Genomic DNA, 18,598 nt, shown 5'->3' on the forward strand with positions numbered 1-18,598 from the left:
TCAAATTCTAGTGTACATTGGCTTAATGATGAGTATAATCTTAATCATGTCCCCGAACCAAATCGAGGTATTTGGCTGGGAAGTGAAAATACCATCCACCAAAGATGTATTTCCAGAAAGTCTTTTAACAGCAAATGAGGATGAAAACGTTCAACCTGATGCGTTAGAAGAGGTAGAGGAAGATTCTTTAACAGTTGACCTAACTGAAATAAAAAAATCATCTACTTGGCAGCCAGTAGAGGAGAAGCCACTTGTAGTAAAAACACCAAAGGGAGCTGTGGCCATAGAATATCCAAATAATGAGAAAACCTATCTAGATTCTTTTTTTCAAGGGTTGAGTAGTATCTCTGAAGAAGGAAATCTAATTCGTGTATTGCATTATGGAGATTCTCAGTTAGAGGGGGATAGAATGACAGAGCGTTTAAGAAAAAATTTGCAACAACAATTTGGAGGCTGTGGAGTAGGTTTAGTTCCAATTATGGAGCTAAAAAATATGAGAACTACTTTAAGTCAAGATTATTCTAATAATTGGGATCAGTATTTATGTTTTGGTCCTAAAAAGTATAGAGGAAAGCATAATGATTATGGATTCTTTGGGAAATATTTTACATATGAAGGAACGGAAGCATCAATCAATTTTACAAAGGCTCCTTATTCTAAAAAACTGCATAAAGAGTTTGAAAACTTTAATGTCTATTTAAGAAATACAGTAGCTGATGTAGGCTTGGATTATGCTATGAACTCTGTGGAAGGTAAAACAGTAAATATTGAAGCTTCTTCCACACCTAAAATGATAAAACTACCGATATCTGGTGCTTTAGGAGAAGTTGATGTTCACTTTAAATCTGATGTTTCCCCTGAAGTGTATGGTGTTAGTTTTGATTGTAATTCAGGTATTGCAGTTGATAATATTCCAATGAGAGGGAGTTCTGGGACAGATTTTACCAAGATAAGAAAAGGTTTATTAGGTGATTTAGTTAAAGATCTGAATGTGAAGCTAGTCATTCTTCAGTTTGGTGTAAATGTTGTACCTCAAGAAGCAGAAAACTACTCATTTTATGAGCGTCTTTTAGTGAAACAAATTAATTACTTCAAAGAAGTAAATCCTGATATTAAATTATTAATAGTGGGTGTGTCGGACATGGCGAGAAAAAATGGACAAAAAATAGAATCTTATCCTAATATTGACGCTGTAAGAGCAGCGGAAAGAAGAGCAGCTAATAAAGCCGGAGCAGCGTATTGGGATTTATATTTAGCTATGGGAGGTCCTAATTCGATTGTTAAATGGGCGGATAAATCACCTGCTTGGGCAGGCCGAGATTATACTCACTTCACTAGAAAGGGAGCTAATTTTATAGGAGATATGCTTCACAATGAGTTAATGCGAGAGTATCAAAGGTATAAAAACAGAAATAAGGAGGATGTCACTTCAAAATAAAATAAGACCCTTCATAGGACTTCTAACTGTATTAATATTAGTAGCACATGCTACTCCAAAGTCAGGGAACAACAAAAATAGACCTTTTGTAGCCTATGATTTTATCCGTATGGATTTGAATCAACTTCAACCTTTCGGAGATACAATTTTATACCCTTTTTATAGAAAACTAAAAAATTTATCAGAACATAAAGAGGGGCATGTTAAGATCTTGCATTTAGGAGATTCACATATACAAGCTGATTTGTTTTCTGGTTGGGTTAGACAGCGGTTTTATGAAAATCCTCAATTTCAAATGTCTGGGAGAGGTTTTATTTTCCCTTTTAAAGCTGTGAAAACCAATAACCCTTACAATTATAAGGTAAGTAAAATTGGCGAATGGAAAGGACAAAGATGTTCGATTAGTTATCATAAAAGTAATTGGGGAGCAGCAGGTATTACCGCACATACTAATCAACAATTTGCTAAAATCAATGTCAATGTTAGTACAGATTCTATTTATTCATACAGTGGCAATCGAGTAGATGTGTACTATCCGGTAAACGATAAAACTCAATTTACTCCTGTGGTTCAGCCCTTATCAAATAATGCTCGCTTGCAAAGCGTAGAAAAGCATGATCAATATGTCTCTTTTAAGTTTGATAAAGCTATTAAAGAGTTTCGTCTGAGTTTTAGAAAAGAAAATAAGCATCAAACTCAGTTTTCTTTAAGAGGTTTTGATGTTGAAAATGATAAGATGAATGGTTTGACCTATAGTTCTGTTGGCGTAAATGGAGCAAAAGCGACTTCTTTTTTAAGGTGTAAAGAACTTAATAATGACCTAAAAGCTATTCAACCCGATTTAATTATTTTGTCATTAGGAACTAACGATGCCTTTGTTCCTCCATTTTATCCTACAGTTTTTTATCAAAAATATCTCTCGTTGATTGAAGAGATTCAAACAACCCTTCCAGAGGCAGCAATTCTCATTACCACACCGGGTGATAACTTGCGAAAATCAAGATATATCAATAAAGATAACGTTAAAGCTATTCAGGAATTATATAAAGTAGCTCAAGAAAGAAATCTTGCTGTATGGGACTTCTTTCAAGTAATGGGAGGCTTATCTTCCATCAATAAATGGAATGAAAAGTCGATGACCGCTGGAGATAAAGTACACCTGAATAGATCAGGTTATCAATACCAAGGAGAGCTCTTGTATAGAGCTATCATTTCAGACTATAATAAGTTTACAACATATCACTAAACGAAGAATATTTTTTGTATTTCATTTAGTCAATACACCTGAATAAACGTATACATATAATCGTCTTCAAATAATAAATGAATGAATATTCATTATTGAAAATTAGCGTAAATTCAAAGTAAACCATTGTAAAATATTAATAACAAATGTAAATATTTAAAGTTAAGTGTTGTTTTTACACAGAAAAAGTGGCTTATAATTTGCACATTGCGACCCTTGAAATTAATATTGTTTCAATTGTTATGTATGCATAACACTTTTTGTATCAATCTAATACTAAGAATAAGGTATATTCAAGATGTTTGACTTAAATCTTGAAATGAAATTCATCTAACTTAATATTTTAATGAAAATCAGAAATCTACTAATGGTTCTGGCAACAGTGTGTATCTCTTCTGCCACTTTTGCTAACGGCTTTCAAGTTCTACTACAAGGAACAAAAGCAGTGGGTCGAGGAAACGTACAGGTTGGTTTTAGACCAGACGGTTCAAGTTTATTTTTTAATCCTGGCGCATTGTCTTTCTTAGAATCAAGTACAGTGCAAGTTGGTTTTAACCCCGTTTTCTCCAACATCTCTTATAGACCAATCGATGGTTCTACAAAGCATGCATCAACTTCACCAATGGGAACGCCTTTCCAAGCTTATGGTGTATTTAGACCATCTGTAGAGTCACCTTGGGCTTTCGGTTTAGGTGTATTTACTCCATTTGGTTCAACAGTTACCTACGAAGATGGATGGACTGGTAGATATTCATTACAAGAAATTTCTCTTCAAGCAATTTATATTCAGCCAACGGTATCTTATAGAATCAATGATATGATTTCTGTAGGTGCAGGTATAGATGTGGTTTATGGTTCAGTATCTTTCAAGAAAGATGTTACAGCTTCAGGAGGAGATGTTGGATTTGATATGGAAGGAAATACTATTCAGTACACTTTTAACGCAGGTGTGTATATTAAACCAAGTGAAAAATTCTCTGTTGGTTTAAATTACCGTCATGGTGTGGATATGTCAGTGGAAAGAGGAGATGCTTTCTTCAATGTTCCTAACGCATACATCGGCCAACAATTATTTGGAGATAATTATACGGCAGGCCAACCATATAAAGCAGCATTTGATGCAACTTTACCACTACCTAATACTTACGCATTTGGTGTTGGATTCTATCCAAACGAAAAATTATCGATTGGTGTAGATGTGAGTTATGTAACTTGGAGTGTATACAAAGAACTAAAAGTAGAATTCCCTGATGGCGACTATGCTCCAATTGCATTTGATAGAAGCTGGGAAGATTCTTGGATTTTCAACTTAGGTGCGGATTACATGGTAACAGATGCCTTAACTGTGAGAGCAGGTGCATATTTAGATACTACTCCAGTACCTGACGGACACATGACTCCAGAATCACCAGATGCGCTTTCGATCGGTACTTCTGTAGGTCTTAGCTACATGTTCTCTGAAAAATTCGGTGTGGATGCTGCATTCTTGTTTACAAATAAGCAGCAAAGAGAAAATATTGTTCCTGAAGGAAAAGATACAGGTGGATTAAATGGTGTGTATAAAGCAACTGCTTACATCCCAAGTATTTCACTAAACTATAACTTCTAATCCATCACTCTATCAAAACTAAAAAAAATGATTTTTAATAAATATAGATCTTTAATCGCAGCTCTAGCTGTAGCATTTTTAGCATCTTGTACTTTGGAGGTGGATGACTTTCAACCTTCCTCTGGTGCAGATAAAGACGGAAAAGCTTTAAACTTTACGAGCTATGTTGCTTTAGGTAACTCTTTAACAGCAGGAGTAACTGATAACGCTTGGATGGCAAAATCTCAAGTGAATTCATATCCACAATTAATAGCTAATAAGTTACAGGAAGTTGGTTTAGGTGCTCAAGGTTTTAATCAGCCCTTGATCAGTCACTCTGGTGAAGAATATTTTGGTGCTCCATTTATCTTGACATCTCAAGGACCTTGTTTTTCATGTAAAACACCAAAAGTACCAACATCAAATATTTACCAAGAACATGCTAATGGTGGATTCCATAATATGGCTGTTTCTGGAATGAAGGCTGTTGAAGTTAACAATCCTGCATTAGCAGCAGGTCTTTATGGTTACTTTGCAAGTGCACCAGGACAATCGACAGTATTATCTGATGCATTAAGTTTAGATCCAACATTTTTCTCAATGTGGTTGGGAGCTAATGATGTATTAGGTTATGCGACAACAGGTGGTTCAATGGGACCTGGAGCTATTACTTCTCAATCTGATTATGAAGCAGCAGTTGGGATGGTATTGGATAGCATGGATGCGAGAGGAGCTAAAGGTGTATTATTAAATATTCCAGATATTACAAATGCAGCCTTGTTCCAAACTACTCCAAATACATTAGAAAAAATGCTTGTTGCAAATGGTATGGAATTAACGGATGAGTTTCTTGCTTTAGTAAATGGTTATTTAGCAAGTGCATTTGATCCCGTGATTAGAGCTCAGATTGAAGCAGGAAGATCAACTATTGTTTCATTATTGACGCCAATCCCTGCAGCAGGCAATGCAAATACAATTGCTATTGCTGTGAATACCGCTCCAAATTTAGGAAAAGATCCATCTGTGGCTGCAGATTTAGCTTATACTGTTGTTTATTTGGGAGCATATAATGAAGCTCTTGGAATGGGTGCTTCAATGGAACAGGCACATCAAGCAGGTTTAGCTTACGCCGCTTCTGCTGAAGGTCAAGCTAATATTGCACAATTAGTTGCTTTAGGTATTGATCAATCATGGGCGACTATGACTGGTACTGATGAAGAAGTTGATGAAATAATTGATAATGCTGTTACTTCTACTATAGCTCAATTAAAAGTTGCTGGGTATTATCCAGAGTTCACAGCAGAGTCAAATCAATTGCCAGTTTACGATGCTACTTCTCCAACAATGTTAAGAGTACCTGCGGAAGGGACTATATTCTCATTAGCTGCATTGACTAAAATTATTGCACTTGGTGAATTAATCTTGTCTGGGGGTGATTTAGACATCACTAAATTGAAAGATTATCTTCCAGTAAATGATGCAACTGCATCCCAGTTCGAATTTTTGGAAGCAGCTGATGTTAATGCTGTTAAATCAGCAATTGATGGCTATAATACTTACCTAAATGAGCAAGCTTCTGCAAGAGATTTAGCTTATGTTGATGTAAAATCAGTAATGGATGAAGCTGCCAGCGGTATTATCATTGACGGTGTAACATTCTCAACTGCTTATATCTCAGGTAACTTATTCTCCCTTGATGGTGCTCACTTAACTCAAAGAGGATATGCTGTAATTGCAAACTTTGTAATCGATGCTGTGAACAATAAGTATGGATCAAAAATACCTACTGTTCAACAAAACGATTACCCTGTAATTGAGGAGAGCACACCAGATGTTGCTCCTTCAAATTAATTTGAAAGTCTAAGATTTTAGAATCTAATAGAAATACAACCTATCTTTTGTCATTATGGCAAGAGATAGGTTTTTTTTTTGACTTCATTTATTACTTTTGCTAGATAGTTACTATCTCAATAGGGAAATGAACTACTATTCTTTTATTTTTAGTGAGTTAGATAACCGAATGCAATCCAACATTTTATTTCATCAAGATTTTTAGATGGCAAAAAACAAACTGATAGAGAAACTATTTAACTTAAGGAGAGTCCATCTTTCGGATAGGAACTTTATCCTTATTGTAAGTAGTATTGTGGGAATATGTTCAGGCATGGCGGCTGTTCTTTTAAAGAAGTCGGTGCATGAGATGCATCATATTCTAACCCATCAGAGTTTTGGTGAAAATTTTGGGATAATATTTTACCCAATGATTGGGTTGATTATTACGACTTTATTAGCGAAATCTCTTTATAAAGAAAGTAGCGTTGGTCACGCCATAACAGATATTCTTCATAATATTTTTAGAAACAACAGTAATATTGGGAAAAGTAAAATGTACTCCCGTATTGTTACTTCCATTTTTACTGTGGGTTTTGGTGGATCTGTAGGACTAGAGTCTCCTATTGTACTTACAGGTGGGGCCATAGGTTCAAATATTGGACGTAAACTATTAATGGATTATAAGACCAAAACCTTAATGATTGGTTGTGGTACGGCAGGGGTGATTTCTGCTATATTCAACGCACCTATTACAGGTCTTATTTTTAGTATTGAGGTAATTCTTACTGGAGTTTCTGTAGCGAACTTTGTTCCTTTATTGATCTCATCAGTAAGTGCAGCCATTATTTCATCACTTATTTTGGGTGAAGAAGTACTTTTCTCCTTTCAAATTGCTGAAGATTTTCAAGCACAGAATATTCCGTTTTTTATTCTCCTTGGTATAATTGCAGGGTTTGTCTCTATCTACTTTAACCAGACGCTCCATCAGATGGAGCATTTGATGGAGGAGAAATTCCCTAATCGTTATAAAAGAGCTTTAGTAGGTGGTTTATTATTATCTATCTTCATTTTCTTATTTCCTCCTATTTATGGTGAAGGTTATGAATCTATAAAAGCGTTATTAAATGGAGATGAGGGTAGCCTATTGCATAGAGCTGAGTTATTTGAGGGGATTATTCCAAATACCAAGGCTTGGTTATTCTTAGCCTATATCATTATGATATTATTTGCCAAGGTAATTGGTGCTTCACTTACCTTATCTTCTGGTGGTTCAGGTGGTACTTTTGGTCCCGCCTTGGTGATTGGGGGACTTACAGGTTTTTCATTTGCTCGCTTGGTGAACTTATTAGGTTTAGGTAATCTGCACGAATCTCATTTTATACTTGTGGGAATGAGTGGAGTAATGTGTGGGGTAGTTTATGCTCCTCTAACAGCCATATTTTTAATCGCTGAGATTACCGGAGGTTATACACTATTTGTACCTTTGATGTTGGTTTCTGCAATTGCTTATACAACAGTAAGTGTTGTCAATCCAGATGCGCCTCACGTTAGTGCATTAAAAGCTCGTGGAGACTATCTAAAAGGTGATAGAGATATGCAGGTTTTAGACCGTTTAAATATCAATAAACTAATTGAAACAAACTTTGTAACAGTGCCTGTTAAAGGACTTTTAAGTGATTTAGTAGATGCAATTAGTGTAAGTAAGCGATCGGTTTTCCCTGTAGTTAGTGAAAGAGGTAGATTAAAAGGAATCATTACTCTTGATCAAGTAAGAGAAATAATGTTTGATCAGGAACAACAGCAGAAGGTGAAAATAGAAAATGTAATGATGCAACCACCTGATATTGTTGATTATGGTGAAAGAATGACCTCTGTAATGAGAAAATTCGAAAAAGAAGATGCTTGGAATTTACCTGTAGTAGATGAAAAAGGTAAATATATAGGTATGGTTTCTAAATCTAGAATATTTAGTGTCTATAGAAAGCAACTTCAACGATTGAATAAAGAATGGGTGGGGAATTAATTTTCACCCTTATATATAAGATGTTTTTTGGAGGTAGTTTATTTGATGTAATTTTTTGTGTATGAACGAATTTGAGGCATTTTTAACGAAAAAAAGAATTGATTTTAAGGAGTTTAAAACTTCTGAACCTTCTCGTTATGAAGAGTGGGAATCGTTATTTATGCAAGTACATCCGAAGAGTTTTACACAGCAAAAGTTATTTTTGATAAATCAGATACGTCGAAGATATTGGTTGGCTGAAGCAGTAAAAGTGGTGGATGAAAAGCCTAAAGCTGCACCAAAAGCTGTTATCAAAAAGCCTGCATCAAAAGTTGTTGAGGCAACTGAAGAGTCAACAGAGGTTAAACCTAAACCAAAGCCTAAGTTTAGACCAAAAGTCAAGGTAAAACCAAAGGAAACGTCTGAGACAACTTCTGATGAAACGTTTTCATCAACTGAAGCTCCTAAAAAGAAAGTAGCCAGACCTGTTATCAAGAAAAAAGTGGAGGATGGAGAACAGGCTATTTCAAAACCAAAAGCTGCACGTCCTGTATTTAAGAAAAAGGTCGAAACATCTGAAACAGAAGATACTACTACACCAAAGAAAGCACGCCCGGTTATTAAGAAGAAGTCACCTTCAACTGAAACAGAAGAATCAACATCAGTGAGTGATTCTGTGGAAGAATCTGTAAAGCCAAAGAAGGCACGTCCAGTATTTAAGAAGAAGTCACCTTCAACTGAATCAGAAGAATCAACATCAGAGAGTGATTCTGTGGAAGAATCTGTAAAGCCAAAGAAGGCACGTCCAGTATTTAAAAAGAAATCATCAACTACTGAGGTTGAAAACGACACTCCTTCAGAAACACTTCCTAAAGCGGAAGAACAACCTAGTGCTCCCAAAAAAGTACGTCCTGTAATCAAAAAGAAAACATCAACATCGGAAACGGAGGAACCAAAAGCCACTGAAGAAAAAACAGCGACTGATTCACCTAAAAAAGTACGTCCAGTATTTAAGAAAAAGCCATCATCAGATGTAGAAGACAAACCGGCCACAGAAACTCAATCTGAGGAAGGAGTAAATACACCTAAAAAGGTAAGACCCGTATTTAAGAAAAAAGAAACACCTTCAACTGATAGTACCCAAGAAGCTAAGGATGAATCTGTTAAACCAAAAAGAGTTCGTCCAGTTTTTAAACCTAAAAAGAAGGATTAGAGAAGCGATTGTAACTCTGCAAATATATTTTTTGCTAGAATTTTAGCACCTTCTTCATTTGGGTGAATCCCATCTTCTTGATTTAATTCTTTTACTCCTGCAACATCTTTAAGTATAAAGGGCATTAGTTTTACGTTTTCTTTTTTAGCGATGCGAGGATATAAGGTTTCAAATGCCTTAGAATATTCATCACCCATATTTGGTGGGGGAAGAATGCCTGCTAATAATATTTTACAATCAGGATATTTTGATTTTACCTTTTGAATCGTATTTATCAAGTTATCTTCAGTGCTTTTTGGATCGATACCTCTTAATGCATCATTTCCACCTAAAGCTAAAACAAAAACATCTACTTGTTCCTGACCAATCACCCAATCTACTCTATTTAATCCACCGGCAGTGGTTTCTCCACTTAAGCCAGCATTAATACAGTTATATCCTAATGCTTTATCGTCAATCATTTTCTGAATTAAAGAAGGGTAGGCTTGTTCTTTTTCTAAACCATATCCTGCAGTTAAGCTATTACCAAAGAAAACGATATTCTTTTTATCAGATGTAGTCGTCTCTTTTACTGAGCTTTCCTGTACGTTCTCCTTTTTTTGCTGATTATTTTTTTCCTGACAAGAAGAAAAAAAGATGAAAAGGAAGAGTATCAACAATAATTTTAATTTCATTGGAATGTAATGGTTGATTTTGTTATCAAATATAACTTTCAATGGGATGTACCCCTACTATTTTTGTATTAATCTTATTTTTATCAACTTTTTTGTCAGTAACTCACTTTTTCTAACACTAAAACTATATATATGATGAATGAATTGACATCATATATAGAAAAAGATAATAAATGTTTTATTTTTAGATGATATTATCGGTAGCAATATTCTAAATATTTTATCTGAAATTGCTAATTTTTTCCTTACTATATATTTATGAACCATCAGGTAACACATTCAGCTATCGAGCTCTGTGCTCAACTTAATGATTTATTGACTCAAATATCAGATGATCAATTTTCGGCATCATTGCCTCTTTTTTCAGGAGCGTCTATTGGACAACACACAAGACATATTGTAGAGTTTTATCAGTGCTTACTTCAAAGTGTAACAAATAATAAAAATGTTTGTTATGAAGATAGAGAAAGAAGTATGCCTTTAGAAAGTGAACGTAGCTATGCGATTCAAGTATTGGAAGAATTGCAGCAAGGTTTAACTATAGTGGATGAATATCCGTCGTTTATCAAATTGGAAGTGAAAGATTTTGATGACGACTTAAATAATAAAGATTGGGTATCGGATTCTACAGTAGCAAGAGAAATGCATTACTGTAATGAACATACCGTTCATCACTTGGCAATAATTAAAGTAGGTTTAAATCATTATTTTCCTGATGTTAAATTGAAAGAAATCTTTGGGGTAGCCAAATCTACTTACGCTTACAGAAAGGGGAAATAAAGAATTTATCGATATATGTGTACGCTTACTTATATACCACTCTCACCGAAATCGTACCTTTTTACATCCAACAGGGATGAAATGAAAAGTAGGTCGACTGCTTTTGCTCCTTCCGTACACAAAAAAGAAGGGGTTTCTTTTCTTGCACCAATAGATGGACAAGCTTTAGGGACGTGGCTTGGTGCTAATGAGCATTCGAGGGTGGTTTGTTTGCTGAATGGAGCTTATACACCTCATACTCCGACACCGCCATACAAGCATTCTAGAGGTAAAGTGGTAATCGATGCGTTACTTTCAGAAAATATAGACGACTATTTATTGGATTATGATTTTACTAATGTAGAACCATTCACTTTAGTAATTATTGAAAACAAGATAAACAGAAAGATACATCAGTTTATATGGGATGGTAAAATCGGTACAAAAAATCAGCTTGATCCTGAACAACCACATATTTGGTCGTCTGTGACATTATATAATTCTATTCAAAGAGAAAGGAGAACACATCAATTTTTAAATTGGTTATCTTCTGAACAAAGAAGTAATCATGAAATATTAGAATTTCATGAAAATTTAGATAAAGATATTGAGCAAATTTCGGGTTTATCTATGCTTAGACCTCAGTTTTGTACGGTAAGTACCACACAGCTACTTGTAGATGAACAGAAGGTGGATATGTGTTATCACGACCGTATTTCTACTGAGAAGGACTTTGCCTCTTTGTCTCAAAAAGTATTAAATCATGAATCTTAAGCCCAATTTTAGATATCGCATATTTAAGTGGGAATTTTGGCCTTATTATATATTCTACATTCCTGTTTACTTTCTCTATTTCATTTTATCCATGATGTCGAGATCACTCAGCTTCATGACCTCAGTTAACCCAGGAATGAAATATGGTGGGTTTTTCGATTATTCTAAATATGATGTATTAAAGCAGATACCTCAAAAGTATGTCCCTAAAAGTGATTTTTATTTCGATACTCCTTCTGTTGATGAAGTGAAAGCTTCTATGAAATCTTTGGGTCTAGAATATCCTATCATTTTAAAACCCAATGAAGGAGAAAGAGGAAGCGGCGTAGAAAAAATTCAATCTGATATTGATTTAAAGGAATATTTAAAACCTCAGCCCAAGGAAATTATCTTACAAGAGTTTATCGATACAAATGATGAGTATGGGGTGATGTATGTACGTTATCCTGATCAGTTGAAAGGGAAAATTACATCCATTGTTTATAAAGGAGAACTTTATGTTGTTGGAGATGGAGTAAGTAATTTACTTCAACTCTTTGAAGGACATCAAAGAGCCTTTTTGTATTTAGATTTTTTGAAAGAAAAGTACGATGATCGTTTGCATGAAGTAGTTGATGATGGAGAGGTTTTCATGTTGTCAAAAATGGGAAATCATTCAAGAGGAGCTATTTTTAATGATGCGAACTACTTGATATCACAATTAGACACTAAAGTCTTTGATGAAATTTCTTCTCATATTGATGGCTTTTATTTTGGAAGGTATGATTTAAAAGCGAAAGACGAGCAAGCATTGATCAATGGTGATTTTAAAGTGATGGAGTTGAATGGTGTGAACTCTGAGCCTGCTCATATTTACGACCCTGAAAATTCTTTATTTGCTGCCTATAAAGATTTGTTTGCCCATTGGTGGAGAATCTATAAAATTGGTAAACAAAACAGAAAACAAGGACATTCTGATACCCCTTTTCCGGTTTTATTACAATCCTTAATGAATAGATAATTATCTTTGCATTCTATCAAAAAAGACGTTGAATGTTTATTGAGCGGTTGTACATAAAAGATTTTAAAAGCTATTCTGAACAAACAGTAGAATTAAAAGAAGGAGTAAACTGTATAGTGGGACCTAATGGAATAGGTAAAACCAATATGCTAGATGCCATTTACCTTCTTTCTATGACGAAAAGTGCTTTCAGTTATACTGAGCAACAAAATGTGCGTCATGGCGAGAAGACTTTTGCAATTTCTGGTAAGTTTATTCACCGAGATCAAGTGGATACTGTTATTTGTCAGTTTCAAAAGCCGAAGAAAAAATTTAGTGTCAACGGAAAAGACTACAAGAAGTTTAGCGATCATTTTGGGAAGTACCCTTGTGTATTAATAGCTCCTAATGATACTGATCTTTTGAGAGAAGGAAGCGAGATTCGTCGAAAGTATTTTGATAGTGTAATCTCCCAGTACGATAAGGTATATTTAAAAGCCCTTATTGATTATCAAAGAGCCTTATTGCAAAGAAATGAGCTTTTGAAGCTATTTGCAGAGAAAAGGCAAATGCCTAATCGCGATTGGGTAGCTCCTTATGATCATGCCTTACTTCAAAATGGGAAATTAATCAATCAAAAGAGACAAGAATTTGTTACTAAATTTCTTCCATTTTTTGAGGAATCCTATTCATTTTTATCTGAGGGAAGAGAGCAAGCCTCTATTCGCTATAAATCTGAATTTTCTAAAGACAATTTTGAGGAGATTTATCAAGAAGCTTGGGAGAAGGATGTAGTTTTACATAGGACCACAAAAGGAATTCATAAAGATGATTTTGAGTTTCAATTATCCGACTTGTCATTAAAGAAATATGGATCCCAAGGTCAGCAAAAATCATTTATTATCGCTTTAAAATTGGCACAACATTCTCTATTAAAAGGGACGTTGTCTAAAGTTCCAATTTTACTTTTAGATGATATTTTTGACAAATTGGACGATAATAGGATCAAAAAGTTGTTAGAGTTGATCAAAGAAAAGAAATTTGGACAAATAATTTTGACAGATGCACGACCTGAACGGTCTAAATCATTGATGGAGGAAATTAATACTGCATCTCATTTTATAGAAATAGAACATTTTGGCTGAAGAAAAGAAGACTGTATATCGATTTAGAAAAAGAAATCCTATTCCCAAGAAGCATGAGACTATTGGGATTGGAGAGGCGATGCAGAAATTTGTCAAAACTCTAAATAAAAGTAAGAGTTATAACCAATCTATGTTAAACAAGGTTTGGGATGAAGTAATGGGTCATACGATTGCTTCTAGAACTCAAGAACTAAGACTTAGAGGTAAAACCCTCTATATTAAATTAAATACTCCGGCCCTCAGAAATGAACTAAATATGGCCAGAGAACATGTTGTAAAAAGATTAAACCAAAGACTTGGGGCAGAAATACTGTCTGAAGTAAAATTCGTATAAATATGTCTGAAAATAAGCATAACTATGTTGTTATTATGGCCGGTGGAGTTGGAAGTAGATTCTGGCCATACAGTAGAGAAAGCCGTCCAAAGCAATTTCAAGATATCTTAGGTGTTGGGAAGACCATGATTCAAATGACAGCAGAGCGTTTTGAGCCTGTTTGTCCGAAAGAAAATATTTTTGTGGTGACTAGTCAAGCCTATAAAGACATTACATTGGAACAATTACCTTTTTTAAGTGAAGACCAGGTATTATGTGAGCCAATGAGAAGAAATACAGCACCATGTATTGCTTATGCGAGTTATAAGATTGGTTTAAAAGATCCACATGCAAATATTGTAGTTGCACCTGCCGATCATGTGATTTTGGATGTTCCTGAATTCCAATTGCGTGTTGAAAAAGCATTACATTATGCAGCATCAAATGATGTTTTGATTACTTTAGGTATCCGACCAAATAGACCTGATACTGGGTATGGCTATATTCAAGCATTAAATAATGAACGCTTGGAAGTACTTTATAAAGTAAAAACCTTCACTGAAAAGCCCAATGAAGAATTAGCAAGAGCATTTGTATTAAGTGGAGACTTTGTTTGGAATGCAGGAATCTTTGTTTGGAATGTCAAATCAATCAAACATGCCTTTAAAACATACTTGGACGATGTAGATCATTTATTCTCTTCAGTTGAAGACAAATTCTACACTTCAGAGGAAAGCCATGCTATAGATGAGATCTATCATCAGTGTAGAGATATCTCAATAGATTATGGTATAATGGAACATGCAGACAATGTGTATGTAATGCGTACAGATTTTGGTTGGTCTGATTTGGGTACATGGAAATCATTATATGAGCAAGCACCTAAAAACGAAGAAGAAAATGTATTGCAAGGTAATGTTATGGCCTACGAAACATTTAATTCAATTGTAAAAACACCGTCCGATCGACTTGTAGTAGTACAAGGATTGGAAAATTATATTGTTGCTGAATACGATAATGTTTTAATGATTTGTAATAAAGATCATGAGCAACGTGTAAAGCAGTTTCTAAAGAATGCTAAAGAACAAAAAGGAGAAAAGTATATATAAATTACCTTATTGTTTCTTTATGTAATAAATTAGAGTCAAAATTTTTTAATAACTGATTGGGGCTAGATTCTGTACAACTTTGTGCTGCTGTAAGTAAACAGAACTCTTGATATTGTTCCCATTTCATATTTACTATCTAAAATAATGAACAAAACTATTTGCGTTATAGGCTTAGGTTATGTTGGCTTGCCTTTAGCTGTTGAATTTGCAAAAAATAAAGTGAAAGTGATTGGTTTTGATATTAATCAACCAAGAATTGACGAATTGAATAATTGCAAAGATCATACACTTGAAGTAACCACTGATGAATTAGAGTCAGTTACCCAAGATATTACTTATACTTCTGATTTAGATGTGATCAAATCAGCAGATATTTATATTGTGACGGTACCAACTCCCATCGATGAATATAAAACACCTGATTTAACGCCATTAAAGAAGGCTAGTGAGACAGTAGGTAAGGTATTATCGTATGGTAATATTGTTGTTTATGAATCTACCGTTTACCCAGGTTGTACTGAAGAACAATGTGTTCCTGTTTTAGAAAAAGTGAGTGGTTTGAAATTTAACCAAGACTTTTATGCAGGCTATTCTCCAGAAAGAATTAACCCGGGTGATCACGTACACAGGGTGCACAATATTATGAAAGTTACTTCCGGTTCAACTCCTGAAATTGCAGAGGAAGTGGATCAGATGTATCAAGTAGTTGTGAAAGTAGGTACTCATAAGGCTTCATGCATTAAGGTCGCAGAAGCTGCAAAAGTAATTGAGAACTCACAAAGAGATTTAAATATTGCTTTTGTGAATGAATTGTCTAAAATATTCGATAAGGTAGGTATCGATACATTAGAAGTTTTAGAAGCAGCAGGAACCAAGTGGAATTTCCTTCCTTTCCGTCCAGGTTTGGTAGGTGGACACTGTATTGGTGTTGATCCATATTATTTAACATATAAATCAGAATCTTTAGGTTATCACCCAGAGGTAATTCTGGCAGGTCGTCGTATTAACGATGGTATGGGTGCACATGTTGCCAATAAAGTATTGCGTTTGATGATGGAAAAATCATCATCAATAGAAAAAGGAGCTAAAATTCTAATGTTGGGTATTACTTTCAAAGAAGATTGTCCAGATATTAGAAACTCCAGAGCAATTGATGTGATCCGTGAACTTCAGAGTTTCAACATGAATGTTGAAGTTTTTGATCCACATGCGGACAAGGATGAAGTCAAGGAAGAGTATGGCTTAGATTTGGTTGAGAAAGTAGGAGAGAATTATGTGGCAATTATTCATGCAGTATCTCATAAATCTTTCCAAGAAGAAATAGATTGGGATGCACTAACATCAAACAACCCTATTGTTTATGATGTGAAGAGTGTTCTAGATAGAAAATACGTTACAGACAGACTTTAATACAACATGCTTAAAGGGAGAAAAGTATTAGTTACAGGAGCAGCAGGCTTTATTGGATCCAACTTAGTCGATAAATTTTTAGCCCAAGATAATGAAGTCATTTGTTTGGATAATTTCTCAACAGGAAAAAGAGAAAATATCCAAGCATTTTTGGAGCATCCAAAATGTACTTTTATCGAAGGAGATATCAGAAATATAGAAGATTGCCAAAAAGCAGTAGAAGGAGTTGAGATTGTATTTCATCAGGCTGCTCTAGGTTCTGTTCCTCGTTCTATTAACGATCCAATCACAACAAATGCGGTAAATATATCTGGTTTCTTAAATATGCTAACAGCATCAAAAGATGCCAATGTAAAAAGATTTATTTATGCAGCTTCATCTTCCACTTATGGGGATCATCCAGGATTACCAAAAGAAGAAGATAAAATTGGAAAGCCACTTTCTCCTTATGCAGTAACAAAGTATGTGAATGAATTATATGCAGATGTATTTCATAAAACTTACGGAATAGATACTATTGGCTTGAGATATTTTAATGTCTTTGGTCGCCGTCAGGATCCTCATGGAGCCTATGCAGCTGTTATTCCAAAGTTTGTAATTGCTATGTTGAATGGAGAATCACCAACAATTAACGGAGAAGGTGATAACTCAAGAGACTTTACTTATATCGAGAATGTACTACATGCCAACGAACAGGCAGCAATTACAGATAATGAAAACGCCTTAAATGAAGTTTATAATGTAGCTTTCGGGGAAAGAACAGATCTGAAAGAATTATATTACTTGATTCAAGAGTATTTATCAGAATTCGATCCAAAAGTTAAAGAAATTGATCCTATTTTTGGTCCCCCAAGACAAGGTGATGTAAAGCACTCTTTAGCTTCTATTGAAAAAGGGAAGACTTTAATGGGCTATCAACCAAAGTATAATATTAAAGAGGGGTTAAAGGAAGCTACAATTTGGTATTACAATTATTTAAAGTAAAAATCAATAATCTATACTTTAATCGAAAGATTTCTAATTATATTTGCGGTTGTACTTTTAATAATATAATAATTGATGGAACATTCTAATAAAGATACAGGTAATCAATCATCAAAAAATAAAAATGATGAAATCGATTTAATTGAGTTATTTTCTATTATTGGGGATAAAATAAAGAGTGTTTTTAGTGGCGTATTTGGAGCCTTTATTTCCCTATTAGTATACTTATACAAGAAAATTTATACTTGGAAAATTGTAGTAGGTATTGTAGTAGTCATCGGAGGTATTACAGGTTATTTAATGAAAAATACGTCTCAATACTATTCTTCAAAAGCATCAATTAATTCTCCTTACTTAAAAGGGGTTGATTTTACCAATGAATTGAATGAATTGAATGCATTATGTAATGAAGATGGTTGGGAAAAACTATCCAAGCAATTAAATTTACCACTCAATATTGTAAGTAATATCTCAGAAATTTCAGCTATTGGTTATACAGACAAATACCTTAAAGGAAAGGTTTCAGAAGAAATATTAGATTCCTTACTAATGTATTCATTACAAAATGAAGAACGTTTTGATATTACGGTAAGTACAAAAACAAATGATTTTTCAAAAGAAGATATTCAAAAAGGGTTTGAATATTTCTTTGATAAAAATCGATATATCAATAAATATAAAAAAGTGTATCAATCAGGATTGAAAGATCGTGAACTTACCCTGATTGATCAAAAACAAAAGTTGAAAGAATTTAACGAAGCCTACAAAGAGGTAATTAAAAGTCAAGCAAAACTTACTTCCGAACAATCTTCTAACGTATTGAGGTTATCTTCCAAAAACGATGAAGGAATCATCAAAGAAAGTGGAGATAAATCCATGGAAACAATGTTGGAAGAAAGAAACTTATCTGAAAGCTTGGTAACTGTTAGAAAACAGCTTACGGTAGAAGGGAATGTTGAATTTGTTAACAGGTTTTCTGAATTAAATACAGTTTCATTATCAACAAAAGGGAAAACAGCCTTGGGAATGTTTATTGGTTTTGTATCTATTTTAGCATTTGTTATTCTTGTAGATTTAAATAGGTACTTGAAGAAAAAATCAGAACTTTAATTTATAAGTTTATAAGATTAA

The 18,598-nt window shown here is 34.3% G+C and carries 16 protein-coding genes; 15 read left to right on the forward strand and 1 reads right to left on the reverse strand.

The window, feature by feature from the left end; genetic code table 11:
• Positions 1-46: 46 nt before the first annotated feature.
• The 6 genes from KMW28_RS01645 (at position 47) to KMW28_RS01670 (ending at position 9,320) form a co-directional block, all read left to right on the forward strand.
• Positions 47-1,438, forward strand: coding sequence for an SGNH/GDSL hydrolase family protein (locus tag KMW28_RS01645; RefSeq protein ID WP_169664764.1), 1,392 nt, complete (start codon positions 47-49; stop codon positions 1,436-1,438).
• A complete protein-coding gene (locus tag KMW28_RS01650; protein WP_169664763.1) occupies positions 1,422-2,684 on the forward strand; it encodes a GDSL-type esterase/lipase family protein in 1,263 nt (420 codons plus the stop codon). The genes KMW28_RS01645 and KMW28_RS01650 overlap by 17 nt, the downstream gene beginning before the upstream one ends.
• Positions 2,685-3,030: 346 nt before the next feature.
• On the forward strand, positions 3,031-4,293 hold the full coding sequence (locus KMW28_RS01655; RefSeq protein ID WP_169664762.1) for an OmpP1/FadL family transporter: 1,263 nt from the start codon (positions 3,031-3,033) through the stop codon (positions 4,291-4,293).
• A gap of 27 nt (positions 4,294-4,320) precedes the next feature.
• Entirely contained in the window at positions 4,321-6,123 is a 1,803-nt protein-coding gene (locus KMW28_RS01660) for an SGNH/GDSL hydrolase family protein (protein ID WP_169664761.1), read from the forward strand.
• A 205-nt stretch (positions 6,124-6,328) separates the two neighbouring features.
• Entirely contained in the window at positions 6,329-8,128 is a 1,800-nt protein-coding gene (locus KMW28_RS01665; protein ID WP_169664760.1) for a chloride channel protein, read from the forward strand.
• Between the two features lie 61 nt (positions 8,129-8,189).
• Positions 8,190-9,320: a hypothetical protein gene (locus tag KMW28_RS01670; RefSeq protein WP_169664719.1), complete on the forward strand. Its 1,131-nt coding sequence runs from the start codon at positions 8,190-8,192 to the stop codon at positions 9,318-9,320.
• Here KMW28_RS01670 and KMW28_RS01675 read toward each other — a convergent pair.
• Positions 9,317-9,994: an arylesterase gene (locus KMW28_RS01675; protein WP_169664759.1), complete on the reverse strand. Its 678-nt coding sequence runs from the start codon at positions 9,992-9,994 to the stop codon at positions 9,317-9,319. The genes KMW28_RS01670 and KMW28_RS01675 overlap by 4 nt on opposite strands.
• Positions 9,995-10,252: 258 nt before the next feature.
• Here KMW28_RS01675 and KMW28_RS01680 point away from each other — a divergent pair, with 258 nt between their 5' ends.
• The 9 genes from KMW28_RS01680 (at position 10,253) to KMW28_RS01720 (ending at position 18,577) form a co-directional block, all read left to right on the forward strand.
• On the forward strand, positions 10,253-10,774 hold the full coding sequence (locus KMW28_RS01680; RefSeq protein WP_169664758.1) for a DinB family protein: 522 nt from the start codon (positions 10,253-10,255) through the stop codon (positions 10,772-10,774).
• A 15-nt stretch (positions 10,775-10,789) separates the two neighbouring features.
• The gene (locus KMW28_RS01685) at positions 10,790-11,527 is read left to right on the forward strand and encodes an NRDE family protein (protein ID WP_260158767.1); all 738 of its coding nucleotides are present in this window, start codon (positions 10,790-10,792) and stop codon (positions 11,525-11,527) included.
• Positions 11,528-11,642: 115 nt separating this feature from the next.
• On the forward strand, positions 11,643-12,527 hold the full coding sequence (locus KMW28_RS01690; RefSeq protein ID WP_169664756.1) for an ATP-grasp domain-containing protein: 885 nt from the start codon (positions 11,643-11,645) through the stop codon (positions 12,525-12,527).
• 32 nt (positions 12,528-12,559) lie between these two features.
• The gene (gene recF, locus KMW28_RS01695; RefSeq protein ID WP_169664755.1) at positions 12,560-13,651 is read left to right on the forward strand and encodes a DNA replication/repair protein RecF; all 1,092 of its coding nucleotides are present in this window, start codon (positions 12,560-12,562) and stop codon (positions 13,649-13,651) included.
• Positions 13,644-13,985, forward strand: a complete 342-nt coding sequence (locus tag KMW28_RS01700) for a DUF721 domain-containing protein (protein WP_169664754.1) — start codon at positions 13,644-13,646, stop codon at positions 13,983-13,985. Before recF ends, KMW28_RS01700 begins: the two co-directional genes overlap by 8 nt.
• Positions 13,986-13,987: 2 nt before the next feature.
• Positions 13,988-15,073, forward strand: coding sequence for a mannose-1-phosphate guanylyltransferase (locus tag KMW28_RS01705; protein WP_240972854.1), 1,086 nt, complete (start codon positions 13,988-13,990; stop codon positions 15,071-15,073).
• 144 nt (positions 15,074-15,217) lie between these two features.
• Positions 15,218-16,483 (forward strand): nucleotide sugar dehydrogenase, encoded by a 1,266-nt coding sequence (locus KMW28_RS01710; protein WP_169664753.1) that lies wholly within the window; start codon positions 15,218-15,220, stop codon positions 16,481-16,483.
• A gap of 6 nt (positions 16,484-16,489) precedes the next feature.
• Positions 16,490-17,467, forward strand: coding sequence for an SDR family oxidoreductase (locus KMW28_RS01715; RefSeq protein ID WP_169664752.1), 978 nt, complete (start codon positions 16,490-16,492; stop codon positions 17,465-17,467).
• A gap of 75 nt (positions 17,468-17,542) precedes the next feature.
• Positions 17,543-18,577: a hypothetical protein gene (locus KMW28_RS01720; RefSeq protein ID WP_169664751.1), complete on the forward strand. Its 1,035-nt coding sequence runs from the start codon at positions 17,543-17,545 to the stop codon at positions 18,575-18,577.
• The last annotated feature ends 21 nt before the right edge of the window (positions 18,578-18,598 follow it).

Origin of the sequence: Flammeovirga yaeyamensis (assembly GCF_018736045.1) — a bacterium.
GTDB classification, from domain to species: domain Bacteria; phylum Bacteroidota; class Bacteroidia; order Cytophagales; family Flammeovirgaceae; genus Flammeovirga; species Flammeovirga yaeyamensis.

Coding starts and splice junctions, on each gene's coding strand:
- KMW28_RS01645 (WP_169664764.1), top strand. CDS start 47: ATGTCCCCGAACCAAATCGAGGTATTTGGCTGGGAAGTGAAAATACCA.
- KMW28_RS01650 (WP_169664763.1), top strand. CDS start 1,422: ATGTCACTTCAAAATAAAATAAGACCCTTCATAGGACTTCTAACTGTA.
- KMW28_RS01655 (WP_169664762.1), top strand. CDS start 3,031: ATGAAAATCAGAAATCTACTAATGGTTCTGGCAACAGTGTGTATCTCT.
- KMW28_RS01660 (WP_169664761.1), top strand. CDS start 4,321: ATGATTTTTAATAAATATAGATCTTTAATCGCAGCTCTAGCTGTAGCA.
- KMW28_RS01665 (WP_169664760.1), top strand. CDS start 6,329: ATGGCAAAAAACAAACTGATAGAGAAACTATTTAACTTAAGGAGAGTC.
- KMW28_RS01670 (WP_169664719.1), top strand. CDS start 8,190: ATGAACGAATTTGAGGCATTTTTAACGAAAAAAAGAATTGATTTTAAG.
- KMW28_RS01675 (WP_169664759.1), bottom strand. CDS start 9,994: ATGAAATTAAAATTATTGTTGATACTCTTCCTTTTCATCTTTTTTTCT.
- KMW28_RS01680 (WP_169664758.1), top strand. CDS start 10,253: ATGAACCATCAGGTAACACATTCAGCTATCGAGCTCTGTGCTCAACTT.
- KMW28_RS01685 (WP_260158767.1), top strand. CDS start 10,790: ATGTGTACGCTTACTTATATACCACTCTCACCGAAATCGTACCTTTTT.
- KMW28_RS01690 (WP_169664756.1), top strand. CDS start 11,643: ATGACCTCAGTTAACCCAGGAATGAAATATGGTGGGTTTTTCGATTAT.
- recF (WP_169664755.1), top strand. CDS start 12,560: ATGTTTATTGAGCGGTTGTACATAAAAGATTTTAAAAGCTATTCTGAA.
- KMW28_RS01705 (WP_240972854.1), top strand. CDS start 13,988: ATGTCTGAAAATAAGCATAACTATGTTGTTATTATGGCCGGTGGAGTT.
- KMW28_RS01710 (WP_169664753.1), top strand. CDS start 15,218: ATGAACAAAACTATTTGCGTTATAGGCTTAGGTTATGTTGGCTTGCCT.
- KMW28_RS01715 (WP_169664752.1), top strand. CDS start 16,490: ATGCTTAAAGGGAGAAAAGTATTAGTTACAGGAGCAGCAGGCTTTATT.
- KMW28_RS01720 (WP_169664751.1), top strand. CDS start 17,543: ATGGAACATTCTAATAAAGATACAGGTAATCAATCATCAAAAAATAAA.